The organism is Paenibacillus dendrobii (assembly GCF_009807035.1).
Classification (GTDB): Bacteria; Bacillota; Bacilli; order Paenibacillales; family Paenibacillaceae; genus Paenibacillus_AQ; species Paenibacillus_AQ dendrobii.
This window is the reverse complement of sequence record NZ_WUBI01000001.1, coordinates 504,945-519,953: the sequence shown is the minus strand read 5'-3', so window position 1 is coordinate 519,953 and position 15,009 is coordinate 504,945. Positions and strand designations below refer to the sequence as shown.

The following is a 15,009-nucleotide window of genomic DNA, read 5'->3' as shown; positions in this document are numbered from 1 at the left end:
TAGAGATTAATTACAACACTGTCCTGGTTCCTTCTTATTCAGCAAGGATAATGTACCCGCCGTACCGGGCATATAATCAAGCACCGCTTGAATATATGGCTTATCCTGGATTCGCAGCGAATAATACACCCATTGCCCTCTTCTAGATTCATTCACGATACCATGCGATTTCAGCTTTCTCATATGCTGGCTAATTCCAGGCTGGGATATGGATAATACGTCTACAAGCTCGCAGACGCACCATTCCCGGTCTTTCAGCAAACAAAGAATCGTAAGCCTCGTCTTATCACCCAGAAGCTTTAGTTTCTCAGCAGCCTCCGCAATCTCATCCATGTTCTGCCCCCCTATGTTGTCATTTCATTATAAAGTATATAAGCATATAATTATATGATATATTCATTCAAATCATAAATCAATAGAAATAACAATTTAACAACCCACCAGCATGACTGCATCAAATGTTGGAAACATTCGAAAAATTAAAAAAGAGCCCCCATAAGAAGGCTCTGGTAATCCATTCAGATCGTTCAAAAGGGTCGATTCGCAGAATGAAGTCGCTCAGCCGCCATAAGTGGTTGCGATTGTCATCCGGATATCGGAGTATCCACTTTCCCTTGAATATGGGCAAGGCGTACAAGGATTTGCGCTGCTTCGGCTTTGGTAACCGTTTTCGCAGGTTCGAACTTTCCGCCATCGGCCGTCATCAGACCGAGTCTGATCACAAGCTCCACGGCTCCCTTATTCTGTATAGAAGCCGCATCCGATAAGCTCATGACTTTCGGATCTGCATCATAATACTTGGCCAACCGGTCGTAATGGAGGACCTTCACGATCGTTTCTGCCAGTTTTTCGCGCGAGAGTGCCTGCTCTGGATGAAGCAAGTCGTACGGGCTGCTCTGAAGCCATCCGCGATCGGTGAACATCTGAACGGCCTCCGCATAAGGACTGTCCGCAAGTACATCCTTATACTGCTTACCGAGGCGTCCATTGTCGTAATACATATGGTTTGGATACGTTGCCTTGGCAATCATGACCAGTAAGTCTCCATAAGCAAGCTCGGCGTCCGGATGAAGCAATCCATCGCTGCCTGGTGATAACACATTGTACTCCAGAAGCGTGGCTAAGTCTTTGCTGGCTTGATGCGACGCGGCATCTGCAGGGAGATCTCCCTTATTGCCCTTCTCGGTCGTATTCCACATGCCGTAAGCCTCCGCTTTGCCAGTCACGGCGTTCAGGAACGGAAGGCCCCGGTCTCCTTTAAAGGTCGGAATGTAACTGAGCGTCACAGTCGGTTCTAAATATTTGCTCTCCGTAAAATAGCCGCCATCAGACGTATATCTAAGCTCTGCTCCCAAAGAATCTTGATAAGTTTTGGTCGCGTCGGCGGACTTTATTTTCACGGACAAAGCATCCAGTGCTGTCTCGTCCTCCAGCGGTAATGGCAGTCCAGCACTATAACTGCGGAGTTTTCCATCGCCTTCCAGTACAACCGTTACCTGATTGTTATATACGGGTACATCCTTATGAAACTGTTGAAAGACGTATCGGTAGAGTGTTTTGCCTTCCGACTTTTGTGCGCCTGATTCATTGGATATCTTGAGATTCTTGGCCGCTTCCGGATAATAACTATTTACGAGTGCGATCGCCTTATCCCGAGCTTGGGTTTCGGTGATAAGTGCAGACTTGTTTTTGGCGCTATTATCGTCATTACTCTTCGCGCCATCGATGCTATTCATCACCATTGGATAGGAATTGATATTATAATTGATGAGCTGACCGGTGTCTGCCTCGACGACCATGTTGATGCTTTCACCCCCATAGCCCACGGAGTTGCGTTTGTTCCAGTTCAAATTCCATACCTGGTTACCCTCTGTGTTCCAATAACCGGAAAGAAAAGAGGACAACGAATAATCCTTGCTTGACGGGGCTATTTGGGCGTACAATTCTACCGTTTCCTTCGAACTTAGCGTCTTTCCTGCGTGAGGAATAAAAGACTTCGAAGTCGAGGTTGGGAAAGCAGCGTATTCCAGCACTTTAGGTACCGTGTTTTCCGTATCAGACCCTGAAGTCAGTCTTTTTCCTGTGTTGGCATCGACTGATGACAAGTAAGGCGAAGGTATGTATTCAAGACGCCAGTCTTTTTTTGATTTCGATGGATACATTTGATCATTAAAAGAAACATAGGCCAAAGTAAGGGATAAATCCTTTTTATAGGCGTCTACGGCTTGGGAAGAGGAGATACCCGGCTTGCCCGAGGGATATTTCTTGCCGAAGGTCATCCGGTTGTAGTTGATGATTCTCCCTTTCCCGTCGACATCGATATTGAGATTCTCCCCATCCGAAGGAATGCCGTTTACTTTGACATTATAACTAAAATTGTACATGACAGGTCCAAATAGCGTTTTGCCAGAGTTATACGACGTTTCGACAGATACAAGATCGCCAACAGAAACGGAAGATGCCGCTTTTGCGATGAAATCCTTCCCGATTGCTTCGGCTTGATCTTTCGAAATTTCCGGCGGATAGTAAGCATTGTCATCTCCAGTTAGGTAAAAAGGCTGGTTGTAGCTGAGTACGTCCCCTGTGATGGCATCTACGCCCGTGTTGATCGAATACGAGGAATTCCCCTTCGTGAACGTCCAATTTAACGTCCAGATGGATTGGTGTCCTGTCATATTTTCGCTTTCCGAGTAACTGGTTTCTTCAAGCTTGGCATCTTTTAACACAGGGAACAAAGCGAGCATTTTCTCAGCTGCCTGCTCTTTAGTTATTTTTGCCTTATCTTCCGAAGCATGCCCCTTGTCTGCCGAGCTTCCTCCGACCTGAACTGTTGGCGCAGTCGCTACCAAGCTGCCCGATTCGGCTGCCGCCCATACCGGAATCTGCAGAATACTGAGTCCAAGCGTGCCTGCAAGTACGGTTTTGATCATCTTCTTCGCGGATTTAACCCGGTAGGCTTGTCCGCCGGTTAATTTGCTTTCGTTCATTTTCCAACCTCCCAATTACCATATTAAACCAAAATAATTATAGCATACCATTACATTTTACGCGGATTACTTGAGTTCATGTTTAAAATGTTTTATGCTGTAACCGTAACTTCAGTAAAGGGGAGATTCTCATGAAAAAAACAAAGCATAAACCAGCAAAAACCGCACAGTCAAGCCATCCTACACCTGTTCTTGGAGGACGTGTAACATGGAGCCGCAAACCGATGACTCAGGTCGTCGCCAACAAAAAAGCGGAGCAGCGCCGCGCGTGGTGCCGGAAAGGCACAGACGACGGCGCTATTTTTTTGCCATTATCGCCCATACATTTCCTTCAGCAAACCGCCTAATCGATGGATCCCCCGTTCGATCTCTTCCATGCTTAACGATGCATAAGTCAGCCGCAGCTTTCCGCCCCCTTCTCCAAAAACGGAACCGGGATAAAAAGTGATTCCGTGCCTGATCGCCTGTTCGATCCAAGTCTTCTCGGTAAAGTCGGCCGCCGTTTCCTCTTTTAACCTCAGCCACAAATAATATCCGCCTGCAGGCGCATGGGGTGCCACTAGCTCAATATAATCTCCCGCTTCCCGTTGAATGGCCTGTAGCATCCGCTCTCTTCTCCGTGCTAATTCTCTTCTCACCTTATTCAAATGTGCGTCAAAGGCTTCATCTGTTAAAAACCGTTGTGCCAGTTGCTCTCCCATATGGCTTGAACTGTATCCTGTACGGTTTTTGGTTTGTGCCAGCTTGTCAATAACTTGCAAAGGTGCAGCGACGTATCCAATTCTCATACCCGGTGTGGCAAATTTCGAGAGTGTACTTATGTAAATAACATGCTGGCCATTTTCGTCCAGCGATTGGATGGAAGGCAGCGGCTTGTCTTCCTCCTCGAGATGAAGCAGACTGTAGGGATCGTCTTCGACAATGGGGATATTCAGCTGTTTGCATATCTTTAAAAGCTTTTGCCGCCGTTCGATCGACAAGCTGATACCGGTCGGATTCTGGTAGGTAGGGTTAGTAAATACCATTCTTACACCAAACTGCTGATACAGCATGGGCAGCTGTTCGGGTATCAAACCCTCTTCATCCACCTCCAGCTTAACCATTCGAAGTCCCTCTTCCGCGAATACCTGCATGGAATACAGATAAGATGGCCCTTCAACTGCAATCGCATCTCCCGGCTGCAACAGTGTGCGGGCTATTAAGGAGAGAGCATGTTTTACGCCATTGGTAATCAGGATGTTCCCAGGATTCGCTCGAATGTTCATCCGTTCCGCCAAAAAATGAGAGAGGGTTTCCCTAAGCTGTGCATCCCCGCGCCAGTCACTAAAATAACTAAAAGGTACATCAAAGCTTAGACATTGTGATGCATGTTCAAGCATTTCTTGCGGCATTAAATCCGGAGACAATTCACCACGGATCATATGAATGACATTTCCTTCAGGCAGACTTTCATGGATAAGATGGCGTAAGGATTCCGACATGTCGAACACTTTCCTGCGGATGCTCCGATGCCAATATGGATGACTTACAGGCTTTGTTTCCCACAAATAACCGCTAACGCGGGTACCGCTTCCCTGACGGGATTCAATGAGTCCTGAGGAGCGAAGCTCGTCATATGCAGTCGTTACCGTGCTTCGGTTTACAGACAGTAGACGGGCCAGTTCCCGCTCCGTTGGCAGCCTGGTTCCAGATAGAAGGACGCCGCTTCGTATCTGGCCTTCATAATACTCATAGATTTGCCTATATATCGGTAATTCGCTGGACATCTCGGGCTTCCAATTCATCGTTCCCCCTCCTCTGCTAACATTATATGCGCAAATGAAATTGGCTGGGGTAAAATTCTTCCAATTGGCTGGATGAGGCTATGTATAATCATTGTATACTGACGAAAAAAGAGATTAGCTGCATTAGATACGAGCAAACGGGGAGAGGAATGATGCGATGCTGTGGAAAGAGAGAAAATATGCCTGGTTTTTGCTTGCTTTTTTATGGTGCTTCGGATTCGCCGGGTCGTTGAGCCGATTCGTTATTTCTTACTATCAAGGTGAGATTACCGCAAGCCTTGGGGTAGGGAGGAATTTTCTCGGGACAACCTGGTCAACGGCCACCTTTATCGGTGCATTATGCGCACCTCTTGGCGGGCTGCTCGTTGACCGCTATGGTGTCAAAAAAGTCATGTTGCTTGTCAGCAGTTTCCAGATCCTTTCGATCACCGCCGTGATCACGATGCGTAATGAGCTTGGCTATTTTATTGGTAACGGGTTATTTGCCGGTTTTGTCGGCCTCGGCGCATCGACAAGCTATGTGCTGATCACGGGATGGTTCAAGCATCACCGGGCCAAAGCGCTCGCTGTACTCGGTAGCTCAACTTCTCTGGGTTTTGCGGTCATGGTACCGATCCTTGCCAATTGGCAAGGACTAAACTGGATCAAGGTATATGAGATCCTCCTGCTCGTCAGCCTGATTTTCATACCCTGCATTGTATTTATACTACGCGAACATACAGACAGAGAGATTGTCGCAGATGAAAAAGATGCCATGAATGAAGCTCCTACTCACGACTCTGCTGCCAAACCGCTTCTGAAATGGCTGAACACCGTACGCATATTCACCAACATGCTGCGGCATCCGGTATACCTGATCGTTGCTTTCGGAATATTCACATGTGGAATCAGTATGGGAACAGTGGAAATGAACCTGGTTGCGATTCACCAGACCGCCCATGTCTCGACCGGCATGATCTCATCGGCGATGAGTCTGCTCGGGCTGCTTGAGGTATTTGGCGGCATTACGTTTTCTATCCTTCTGGACCATACATCAAGAACCAAGGCGTTGGCCATTTTATATCTTTTGCGGACCGCAGCATTCACGTTTCTTATTCTTCATTTTCCGGTATCACCGATTTTATTCTCACTCCTCTTCGGTGCCACGTATGTCGGAGCCGTGCCAGGCGCTATTCTCGTCGCAAGGGAATCCCTCGCGGACGGGGACAAAAATATGGGACTGCATACGGGAATTCTCCTGCTGGTGCATCAGCTTGGAGGCGTGCTAGCCGCGCTGGCCGGAGGATTCAATTTCGATTTGGCACATAATTATCAGTTGCTGATCGGCTTCAATCTTTTACTGAGCTTGAGCGTGAGTACTTTATACTTCAAAGTTCAATCAAGGCACAAAAGAAGCGAAGCTGCAGCGGAATCCTTGGCTCAATAACGAATTTCGCACAATTGCAAACAGGGCTTCTTCTCTAGACTGTGATAGCAGTTAGAGAGAGAGCCCTGTATTCGTTCAAGTACCTTTCACGATACTTAAGACGTTATCATTAATATGCAGTCCAGCCGGCATCGGCTGTAATGACCGTACCATTCACGAAGCTTGAGTCGTCAGATGCGAGGAACAAGGCCACTTTGGCAATTTCGGATGGCTGACCGTTTCTAGGATTGAATCCAGCACCGGACATGGCTTTTTTCAGACCACGGCTTTCCATGTTCATATCGCCTGCATCTGCCATAATATTCGTTTCCACCCCGCCTGGAGCGATGGCATTACAACGGATACCCGCATCTGCGTATTGGAAGCCTACATTTTTGGTTAGACCCACAACCGCGTGTTTGGATGCCGTATATGCCGCACCCGCACGGGAACCATACAAGCCGCCGACGGAAGCTGTGTTTACGATCACGCCTTTACCCTGCTTGATCATGATAGGCAATGCTTTGCGAATCGCGCGCATTGGTCCGGTTGCATTGATGGAAATAACTCTTTCCCACAGCTCGTCCGTTACATCTGTAACCGGTGTCATTTTATCCATGATACCTGCGTTGTTCACCAACACGTCCAGGGAACCATAGGTATTTACGGCAGTATCGATCATGTTCTGCACGTCTTCTTCTTTGGCAACGTTTGCGAGAACGCCGACCGCGCTTCCGCCGTTATCTTTTACCTCAGCCACAACCTGATCCAACGTAGCTTGCGAGATGTCTGCTAATACCAGTTTGGCGCCTTCACGCCCGAAAAGCAGCGCCATTTCCTTGCCCATACCGGAGCCTGCGCCTGTAATAACTGCTACTTTGTCTTGAAGTTTCATCGTTTGTACCTCCCGCGGCTTTGAATTAGACAACATAGTGTCTATAATAATTGTAACGCTTGTACTTCACAGGCACAAACATCATTTTGCACCGAAATGTCTATTTCGAGACCAAGAGCTATTCAAGGGAGACGACAACAATGAATCCGCGAGTTCAAAAAACGAGAAGCTCCATCATGAACGCTTTCCTTAATCTGATGACCGAGAAAAAATATGAATCCATCACCATTCGCGATATTGTGCAGCGAGCAGGAATCAACCGCTCCACGTTCTATCTTCATTTCCTGGATAAAGAAGATCTGATGGAGCATAATTCAACCTATGTTCTGGGCAAGCTGCGTGAAGCGATGCAGTACCCTGCCTTCAATTTCGAAAAAGCACTCATGGAATACAACGAACGGCAGCAGCCAATATCCTCTCTCCTCACCATTTTCTTGCATATTGAGGAGTACTTCAAGTTCTATTCCGTGATGCTAAACGAGAAGCAGTTTCCCAAGCAATTGGATGAAATGATCAAGGAGGAGCTGTACAAGTTCTCGATTAACGAGATCCGTTGCGCTTACAATGCAGGCGGTCTCATCGGCCTTATCCGATACTGGATTTCCTCCGAAATGCGGGAATCCCCGGAACATATGGCAAAATGGGTCACTCATGTCCTTCTCTTCCCTCATGAAAATCACCCCGATGAATAAAGCTAGAGTGATACACCAGAAAGGCACATAACAGTTTGGATACTTTCAGGCGTTACGTGCTTTTCTTCTAGCTACATGTCCCGAAGTCTCACGCTGTACATACTGTAGTTGGTTGGCAACCCTTTATGCTCAAGCAAGCCGCTATCGATCAGATGCCATATCCGGTATTCAAGGTACTGAAAACTATCGCATAATTTCCGTTCAAATAAACGTCCGAGCAGGATGTGAGCTTTCACAAAACCGTCTCCTCCCTGTTCTTGATTCTCTTTTTGCAACATCCGGATGGTCTGCAGAATTGCTTCGTCGAACGCATTTTCCTCTAGATCCACAATCTTTCCATCCTCCCAAGTCCGCAGTGTACCCGTCGTCTCGGACAGAATTTCCCACTCCTTAATCAGCATGTTCTTGGTTTGTTCATCGATCGGAGGAAGCGAAGCGATCTCCTTCAACATTTCTTGCAAAGCTTCAAGCGGCACTTGGTTTAGCGATAGGGGTTCTGTATCGAAATGATGATCGATCTCTGTATAAATTTGGGACACATTCACGATATGAACATCGTTTAATTTGCCTCGAAGGGCATATAGAGCCAACCGGAGCGATACCTGCTCGTGAGCATTGTTTCCGCTCCATAAGTAAATCCGAAGGTGATCCGGGATGCCGTTCAACTGTTTCATGATATGAAGCATTTGATGCTCCAAGCTGACGAAGGGGAAACGCTCGCCCACGATATGTCCGCTCAACCAATTTTGGCGCTCCAGGTAGCTTTCATGGTTATGTATTCGAAAAATAGGTCCATAGGAAAAGTTATCCTCCCACGCCAACACGTTACTGCTTGCGTTTTGTCCGACTGTACTCCTGGCGACTTTGAGAGAGCCTGCCGCTGAGCAGTTAAACGCGACATGCACATGCGTCAACAGATCCTTAATCTCTTGCACTTGGTTGAGGTAACGATCCATATACCGCAGCATACTATCCGCCAGATCATATTGTTTAACCGTTCTTGCCGATTGTTCAGCTTGTTCGACTAATTCCATCAACACCGGAATAGCATAATGCGAATCCAGCTTAGCCAATCTGTTTTTTCTACTTTCCATGTTTATCCTCCTAGGTTCAGGACCAGGTTCATTTCTATTGATCACGAATTTTTACACTCTCCAAATACAGCGCATACGGTATGCCGTTAAAATCAAGTAGACCGCTGCAGATCAAGTTCCATATTGATCCTGCATACAACTGCCGTGATCAAATGATATTACGATCAAATAATTCTGCAACGACAACTCCGGCTATCAATTCATCAATGATTATTATCGGTTTAACAACATTTGCCCTCTTATGCATACATAAATTTCCTGTTATTCTATTACTAGTATAATATCATTCCGCCATCAATCTCATGGCAAAAATAAACTTCAAAAAACCTGCATGGATATTCTTTGGAATATCGTCTAATTACATAGAACAGCAATTTCGATAAAAGTTCCCCGACCTTGGTCCAGCACGAAACCAGTCCGCGGTCCGTTTTGAGAATTCGCAATCCATCATACACTTAACAATATAGGAAAACGTGACCGTACATAGGGTAAACTCCCGACATACTTAACAGGATAAACCATCCCGTTAGAACATAAGCTGCCTTCCTGACGAAGGAGCATCCAATATAAAGATAGAAGGTGAACATGTATGCGCAAGAAAAGAGTTTTGATCTTATCGGAAGGCTTTGGTAGCGGGCACACCCAGGCGGGTTACGCCCTGGCTGCAGGCATGAAGAGAATGAACCCGAATATTCAGACTAAAGTGATCGAACTGGGTTCCTTTTTGAATCCGACTGTTGCCCCCTGGATTCTCTCTGCTTACCGCCTGACCATTCACACGAATCCCGGGCTCGTCGGTCTGCTGTACCGCAAACAGCATGATAAGCCACTCAGCAAATTAACGACGATGGCTCTTCACCGGATTTTCTATCATCATACAGCGGAAGTCATCGAACATTTAAAACCGGATCTGATCGTGAGTACACATCCGATTCCGACCAATATCATCTCCAGATTAAAGTCTGCAGGACTAGATGTCCCGCTCTACACCATCATAACGGACTATGACGCCCACGCCTCATGGATCAATGCCCAAGTTGACCGTTTTCTGGTGTCAACCGATAGTGTGCGCAATCTCCTGCTTAACCGCGGCGTATATGCGCGTAATATTCAGGTAACCGGCATTCCGGTGCATCCGGACTTCTGGTCAACCGAAGATAAGACTTCCGTAAGAAGAACGCTTAAAATCAAAGACATGCCTACGGTATTCATTATGGGCGGCGGTTGGGGATTGGTCTCGAACAACCAGCTCATACAGCAGCTCCTCCGGTGGAAAGAACAAGTGCAGCTCGTATTCTGTCTCGGAAGCAATCAAAAGCTTTTGGACAAAATGAGACATGATCCAAAATTCCAGCATGGGAACATCGTTCTGATGGGTCACACAAGCGAGATCAGCAAATGGATGGATGCCTCCGATTTGCTAATCACCAAACCTGGCGGGATGACTTGCACAGAAGCTCTGGCGAAAGGCCTGCCCATGCTGTTCTGCGAATCTCTCCCCGGACAGGAAGAAATGAACCGTGAATATTTCGTCAACCGCGGATACGGCGAGGCACTGCAGAACGAAAACATCTTGGAAGATTGGCTGCGCAAGCTTGCCCGCGGTGAGAAAATCCGAATCGAACGCGGCTTCCAGCCCTCTCATTTCGACTACCCTGGAAGAGATGGCTACAACCCCAGCCGCTGTGCTTCTGAGGTCGTCAAACTGCTGGATTATTCGGAGCAACAGGCGAGCATTCTAAGCACTCATGGTATTCCTGTGGGTATATAATGTGTCATGAACTTAAAGCTCCTGATGAGAAAGAAGAAACCCTGACATTAAACATGATCAGGGTTTCTTTTTTTGTAGATTGGATAACATTGTTAACAAGATAAATATCTAGATATAAAAATAGCTGTCGATTGTTCTCGACAGCCTTGGAAGAGCCACTACGGCCCTCCCTTTATCTTATACGCCGGTTCGTACCTTGCTAACCTCTTTGTTCTGATCAAGCCATTCTTTAATTTGCTTCTCAACACAAGCAACAGCTTCATCGAGCATGTCGAATTGAATGGTTGGGATCTTGGCGAATTCATCTCCATAGGCGCTGGAGGTGTGGGTATATCTCGGGTCATAATAATATTCGAGAAGCAGCTCCACGGCCCTTCCGTATTGTCGGGTCAGCATGCTTGCTTCTATTTCAAGGGCAATCGGAGTATGAATCCGGGATTTGATTTGTTGAAATGCATCCATGCTCTCTTCCGCATGCTCTACCGGCTGATAATCGTTCAGTATGTTGCTTACCCGCAGTGAAGTTGGTGCTTTCAGCATGATGTGAGTTCCCTGTTCTTTTTTATTGACAAGAAATTCAGGCAAAACCACTTTGCCTATTCGCTTACTTTCCGCTTCTATCAGAATAAAAGGTTCATTCTTGTAACGAAGCATATCTTCCAGAAGCAATGAATCAAACGTCTTCTGGTTATGGCTCTTCATGCCAATCTCTCCGAAAATGGAGCCGCGATGTCCTGCAAGCCCCTCCAGATCGACGACTGGATAACCCTTCTCCTTCAGCCTTTTGAGAATTTCGGTTTTCCCGGTTCCCGTATTGCCATGAAGCACATATACCTCAGGTGCGAAATCCATCGTTTCCAACGTTTCGACAACCCATTTCCGGAAAGCACGATACCCACCGTCGAGTCGATGAACATGAATGCCCATCAAGGACAACACGGTAGCTGTCGTTCTGCTCCGCATCCCTCCGCGCCAACAGAACACCGTTTTATTCCCCGGAATTTCCGCGAAGCGTTTGACAAAAGCAGGCAGCTTCGCAGACATAATCTCAAGGCCTCTCTCTTTGGCCGTCTGCGTGCTGACCTGTTTATACAGGGTACCGATCTCAGCACGTTCTTCATCCGTGAAAAACGGAATATTGATGCTGCCCGGTATCGTCGAATCCGCGAATTCGGATGGCGACCGGACATCGATGACAGTCATTTCATTCTTGTTACGAAGCTCATTCAGCTTCTCTATGGATATGTCTTGAAACATAGGGCACTCCCTTACTCAATCACAATTTGTCCGGCGCCGCTGGAAGTAACCTCACCGATAATTTTGGCCTCTACACCAGCGGCTACCAGTTCCTGATGCAATGCCTCAGCTTCCGCTCCGCTCACTGAAATCAGCAAACCACCGGAAGTAACGGCATCGCATAGAATCCACCGATCAACCTGATCCATCTGTTCGGGGAAATGTACGCTGTCTTCAACATGCGCATAATTGTTCTTCGATCCCCCAGGCACCAGCCCCTGCTCAGCCAATTCGCGTACGCGCGGAAGAACGGGTACATCATCCTTGCGGATCCGGATTTCTACGCCGCTTCCCTTAGCCATCTCTAGCGAATGACCCATCAATCCAAAGCCGGTCACGTCCGTGCATGCATGAACATCATAGCTTTCCATGACCTCGGCAGCAGTTTTATTTAACGTGGACATCACTTGAGTTACGCGTGCAATTTCCTCCGTTGTAAGCTTGTCATTTTTAATGGACGTCGTCATGATGCCAACGCCAATCGGCTTAGTCAATATGATCTTATCTCCTACTTTGGCTCCTGCATTGCTTCGAACTTTATCAGGATGGACAAGACCTGTAACGGCTAAACCGAATTTGGGCTCCTTGTCATCAATGGAATGCCCACCGACCAGCGTCGCGCCGGCTTCCTTGACTTTATCGCCAGCTCCGCGCAAAATTTCGGACAAAATCCTTTTATCCAGCGTGGAAATTGGAAATGCCACAATATTTAATACCGTTAATGGTTTAGCTCCCATCGCATAAATGTCGCTGATCGCATTTGCCGCGGCAATTTGTCCGAAGGAATAAGGATCATCCACGATCGGCGTGAAAAAATCGAGTGTTTGTACCAAAGCCAGCTCATCATTCAGCTTGTATACTCCCGCATCGTCGCTTGTGTCGAGTCCAACCAACAGATTGGGATTCGGTTCTGCCGGAGGGAGATTGCGAAGGACCTGGCTCAGATCGGCAGGGCCGATTTTACAACCGCAGCCCCCTTTGCTGGATAAAGAGGTTAATTTGACATGGAGTTCAGAATCCATCATTCTGCACGACCTTTCATGGGTTAATTCCACATAGTTAATGATGTTAATTTTAGTTGTTCTTCTCTATAAAGCGTACACATGAGCCGGATAAAAGGCAAATTTTCCATAGGAGAAACCCGCCTCTCTCACAGCAAAGAACAGGATACCCGAATACACACATCATGATATGTGCAGCCGAAGATCCTGCCTTCAATACTTATATTGACTTTACAATATTATACCGTAATCTTCGCTCTATTTGGAGACTGGAACCGTATTTCCGAAATATTGCTCTAGCGTGATGGAGCGGCTGGACACAGCTTGTGCGATTTTAGTTCCTACGTAGCGAAGATGCCACGGCTCGTATTTATAGCCTGTAATCGAGTCCTTGCCATCCGGATAACGAATAATGAATCCGTACTCCTGCACATGCTTGGCCAACCACTTGGCCTCCTTGGTTCCAGCGAAACAGCTCTCAGCCGCACATTTGCCAGTGCTGCCCGCGACGTCGATGGTAAGTCCCGTCTGATGCTCGCTGTGCCCCGGACGCGCGCTGTACGTATCGGCAGCCTTCACGCCGTCACGTTTAACGTAGTTGTTGTACAATGTCGTTTGGCGGGATTCGGAACGGTAACCGGATACGCCAGCCAAACTAACGCCATCTTTCTTCGCACCGGCAAACAGCTTTTCAAGGGCAGTTGCCGCTTCTCTACGCATTTTGCGTTTGTCGATCTTTTCCGAGAAGGTAAATGGAACATTAGGATATACCAGATCCGGCGGTACATATCCTGCAGGAAGTCTATAGGTTTTATTCACTAGAACCGTTGTACTTTCCGGATTAGCCACGACGTGCTCTACATTATACGTGTTGACAAACTCCGCTTTGCCGCCGGTTTTACTGGATCCTTTGGAAGAATTGGTTTCTGATTTGGATCCTGCGGATGGGTTGGACACGTTTTTGTTACTCGCAGGTCGTTCTGCAGGGGCTTTCGTTGGCTTATTGCCTGACGAATTTTGGCTTGCGGAACTTGTTTTCTCCCCTGTTTGGGATTCCGGCTTATCCACCCCTTCCGTTACCGGCTCAGTGTCTTCTGACTTGCTTACCGAGTCTTTATCTGCGGTCTCTGTCGTGTTTTCCTGAACAGTAGCAGGCTTCTCTTGTATATTTTTCTGCTGTGATAATGCAGGTGTCTTCTCCACACTAGACTCTTCGGCAGCCGGCGTCCGATTTTTATCCCATGCCCAGAAGGCTCCCCCTACTATGAGAACAGCCACTATAAAAGTGACCACATATTTACGCATTTGCATTCCCCTCTCCCCCATGATGAATCAAAAGAATAACATGCTCACCATTCAATTCTTTGAAACTATGAATCTATCATTATCATTATACGACAAAAAAAGACCTGATCAAATGATTGATCAGATCTTTCCATCAAATTTCGACAATATGTATCTCTTTTTATTCTGCGGTCTTCAAACGTTTTTGCATAAACACCAGCTCTGCCGCAAGCCGTTCGATCCGCTCCAGAACGTCCGGGTCCTTAATTTCCTTAAACTCATTAAAATGGTCGTCATGTACGTATACATAACCTGGAGCGACATAAGATCTGAAGAAACCCGCAATAGGCTTCAATTGATTCTCAATAACCAGGTAATGTTGATAGGTTCCGCCAGTTGCCACAAAGCCGATAACTTTTTGCTGCAGCGCTGAGGGCGGGATGAGATCAAATAAATTTTTTAGTACGCCAGACATGGACGCTTGATATATCGGTGTGCCAATCAAACAAAAATCGCTTGAAGCGACGCTGTCGATTACTTTTTTAGTATCCCCCGTATATGCAGATGGATCACGTCCGTCACAAAACTGAACATCATATTCCTTCATATCCAGCAGTTCCGTTTCTATTTCCGGGTCGAGTTTTTTGACTTCTTCCAATACCTTTTGTACGACAATGGCCGTTTTATTCCCAATGATCGCACCTGATATTCCAACCAGCTTCATGAAGGCAGTCTCCTTTTCTGATGTAATTTGCTTGACTTTTGTCGGTAAATGGGAGATTCCTTCAGCGGTTGTCTGC

The 15,009-nt window shown here is 46.9% G+C and carries 13 protein-coding genes; 4 read left to right on the top strand and 9 right to left on the bottom strand.

Annotated features, from left to right (window positions below; all coding sequences use genetic code 11):
* Positions 1–6 precede the first annotated feature (6 nt).
* Together GRF59_RS02220 and GRF59_RS02215 are read right to left on the bottom strand one after the other, a co-directional pair.
* Positions 7–333, bottom strand: coding sequence for an ArsR/SmtB family transcription factor (locus tag GRF59_RS02220; RefSeq protein ID WP_160496035.1), 327 nt, complete (start codon positions 331–333; stop codon positions 7–9).
* A 251-nt stretch (positions 334–584) separates the two neighbouring features.
* Entirely contained in the window at positions 585–2,987 is a 2,403-nt protein-coding gene (locus tag GRF59_RS02215) for a YcdB/YcdC domain-containing protein (protein WP_160496034.1), read from the bottom strand.
* A gap of 131 nt (positions 2,988–3,118) precedes the next feature.
* Here GRF59_RS02215 and GRF59_RS02210 point away from each other — a divergent pair, with 131 nt between their 5' ends.
* Positions 3,119–3,334: a hypothetical protein gene (locus GRF59_RS02210; RefSeq protein WP_160496033.1), complete on the top strand. Its 216-nt coding sequence runs from the start codon at positions 3,119–3,121 to the stop codon at positions 3,332–3,334.
* Here the strand turns inward: GRF59_RS02210 and pdxR are convergent.
* Positions 3,299–4,771, bottom strand: a complete 1,473-nt coding sequence (pdxR, locus tag GRF59_RS02205) for a MocR-like pyridoxine biosynthesis transcription factor PdxR (RefSeq protein WP_160496032.1) — start codon at positions 4,769–4,771, stop codon at positions 3,299–3,301. The two genes, GRF59_RS02210 and pdxR, sit on opposite strands and share 36 nt — an antisense overlap.
* 157 nt (positions 4,772–4,928) lie before the next feature.
* Here pdxR and GRF59_RS02200 point away from each other — a divergent pair, with 157 nt between their 5' ends.
* Positions 4,929–6,197 carry an MFS transporter gene (locus GRF59_RS02200; protein ID WP_160496031.1) on the top strand — a complete coding sequence of 423 codons (1,269 nt, stop codon included), beginning with the start codon at positions 4,929–4,931 and terminating at the stop codon, positions 6,195–6,197.
* A gap of 109 nt (positions 6,198–6,306) precedes the next feature.
* On the opposite strand, the gene GRF59_RS02195 is transcribed toward GRF59_RS02200, so the two are convergent.
* Positions 6,307–7,071, bottom strand: a complete 765-nt coding sequence (locus GRF59_RS02195; RefSeq protein WP_160496030.1) for an SDR family oxidoreductase — start codon at positions 7,069–7,071, stop codon at positions 6,307–6,309.
* A 140-nt stretch (positions 7,072–7,211) separates the two neighbouring features.
* Here GRF59_RS02195 and GRF59_RS02190 point away from each other — a divergent pair, with 140 nt between their 5' ends.
* A complete protein-coding gene (locus GRF59_RS02190; protein WP_160496029.1) occupies positions 7,212–7,763 on the top strand; it encodes a TetR/AcrR family transcriptional regulator in 552 nt (183 codons plus the stop codon).
* Between the two features lie 71 nt (positions 7,764–7,834).
* On the opposite strand, the gene GRF59_RS02185 is transcribed toward GRF59_RS02190, so the two are convergent.
* The gene (locus GRF59_RS02185; RefSeq protein WP_160496028.1) at positions 7,835–8,857 is read right to left on the bottom strand and encodes a DUF1835 domain-containing protein; all 1,023 of its coding nucleotides are present in this window, start codon (positions 8,855–8,857) and stop codon (positions 7,835–7,837) included.
* A gap of 589 nt (positions 8,858–9,446) precedes the next feature.
* Between GRF59_RS02185 and GRF59_RS02180 the strand changes: the two genes are divergently transcribed.
* Positions 9,447–10,628 carry an MGDG synthase family glycosyltransferase gene (locus GRF59_RS02180; RefSeq protein WP_160496027.1) on the top strand — a complete coding sequence of 394 codons (1,182 nt, stop codon included), beginning with the start codon at positions 9,447–9,449 and terminating at the stop codon, positions 10,626–10,628.
* Positions 10,629–10,805: 177 nt separating this feature from the next.
* Here GRF59_RS02180 and mnmH read toward each other — a convergent pair whose 3' ends face one another.
* The 4 genes from mnmH to GRF59_RS02160 form a co-directional block, all read right to left on the bottom strand.
* The gene (mnmH, locus tag GRF59_RS02175; RefSeq protein ID WP_160496026.1) at positions 10,806–11,885 is read right to left on the bottom strand and encodes a tRNA 2-selenouridine(34) synthase MnmH; all 1,080 of its coding nucleotides are present in this window, start codon (positions 11,883–11,885) and stop codon (positions 10,806–10,808) included.
* An 11-nt stretch (positions 11,886–11,896) separates the two neighbouring features.
* The gene (gene selD / locus GRF59_RS02170; protein ID WP_160496025.1) at positions 11,897–12,949 is read right to left on the bottom strand and encodes a selenide, water dikinase SelD; all 1,053 of its coding nucleotides are present in this window, start codon (positions 12,947–12,949) and stop codon (positions 11,897–11,899) included.
* A gap of 234 nt (positions 12,950–13,183) precedes the next feature.
* Positions 13,184–14,236: a M15 family metallopeptidase gene (locus GRF59_RS02165; RefSeq protein WP_237391594.1), complete on the bottom strand. Its 1,053-nt coding sequence runs from the start codon at positions 14,234–14,236 to the stop codon at positions 13,184–13,186.
* 154 nt (positions 14,237–14,390) lie between these two features.
* Positions 14,391–14,933: an NADPH-dependent FMN reductase gene (locus tag GRF59_RS02160; RefSeq protein ID WP_160496024.1), complete on the bottom strand. Its 543-nt coding sequence runs from the start codon at positions 14,931–14,933 to the stop codon at positions 14,391–14,393.
* Positions 14,934–15,009: the final 76 nt, after the last annotated feature.

Excerpts from the sequence above, each read along its gene's own strand:
- GRF59_RS02220 (WP_160496035.1), bottom strand. The coding sequence starts at position 333 with ATGGATGAGATTGCGGAGGCTGCTGAGAAACTAAAGCTTCTGGGTGAT.
- GRF59_RS02215 (WP_160496034.1), bottom strand. The coding sequence starts at position 2,987 with ATGAACGAAAGCAAATTAACCGGCGGACAAGCCTACCGGGTTAAATCC.
- GRF59_RS02210 (WP_160496033.1), top strand. The coding sequence starts at position 3,119 with ATGAAAAAAACAAAGCATAAACCAGCAAAAACCGCACAGTCAAGCCAT.
- pdxR (WP_160496032.1), bottom strand. The coding sequence starts at position 4,771 with ATGAATTGGAAGCCCGAGATGTCCAGCGAATTACCGATATATAGGCAA.
- GRF59_RS02200 (WP_160496031.1), top strand. The coding sequence starts at position 4,929 with ATGCTGTGGAAAGAGAGAAAATATGCCTGGTTTTTGCTTGCTTTTTTA.
- GRF59_RS02195 (WP_160496030.1), bottom strand. The coding sequence starts at position 7,071 with ATGAAACTTCAAGACAAAGTAGCAGTTATTACAGGCGCAGGCTCCGGT.
- GRF59_RS02190 (WP_160496029.1), top strand. The coding sequence starts at position 7,212 with ATGAATCCGCGAGTTCAAAAAACGAGAAGCTCCATCATGAACGCTTTC.
- GRF59_RS02185 (WP_160496028.1), bottom strand. The coding sequence starts at position 8,857 with ATGGAAAGTAGAAAAAACAGATTGGCTAAGCTGGATTCGCATTATGCT.
- GRF59_RS02180 (WP_160496027.1), top strand. The coding sequence starts at position 9,447 with ATGCGCAAGAAAAGAGTTTTGATCTTATCGGAAGGCTTTGGTAGCGGG.
- mnmH (WP_160496026.1), bottom strand. The coding sequence starts at position 11,885 with ATGTTTCAAGACATATCCATAGAGAAGCTGAATGAGCTTCGTAACAAG.
- selD (WP_160496025.1), bottom strand. The coding sequence starts at position 12,949 with ATGATGGATTCTGAACTCCATGTCAAATTAACCTCTTTATCCAGCAAA.
- GRF59_RS02165 (WP_237391594.1), bottom strand. The coding sequence starts at position 14,236 with ATGCAAATGCGTAAATATGTGGTCACTTTTATAGTGGCTGTTCTCATA.
- GRF59_RS02160 (WP_160496024.1), bottom strand. The coding sequence starts at position 14,933 with ATGAAGCTGGTTGGAATATCAGGTGCGATCATTGGGAATAAAACGGCC.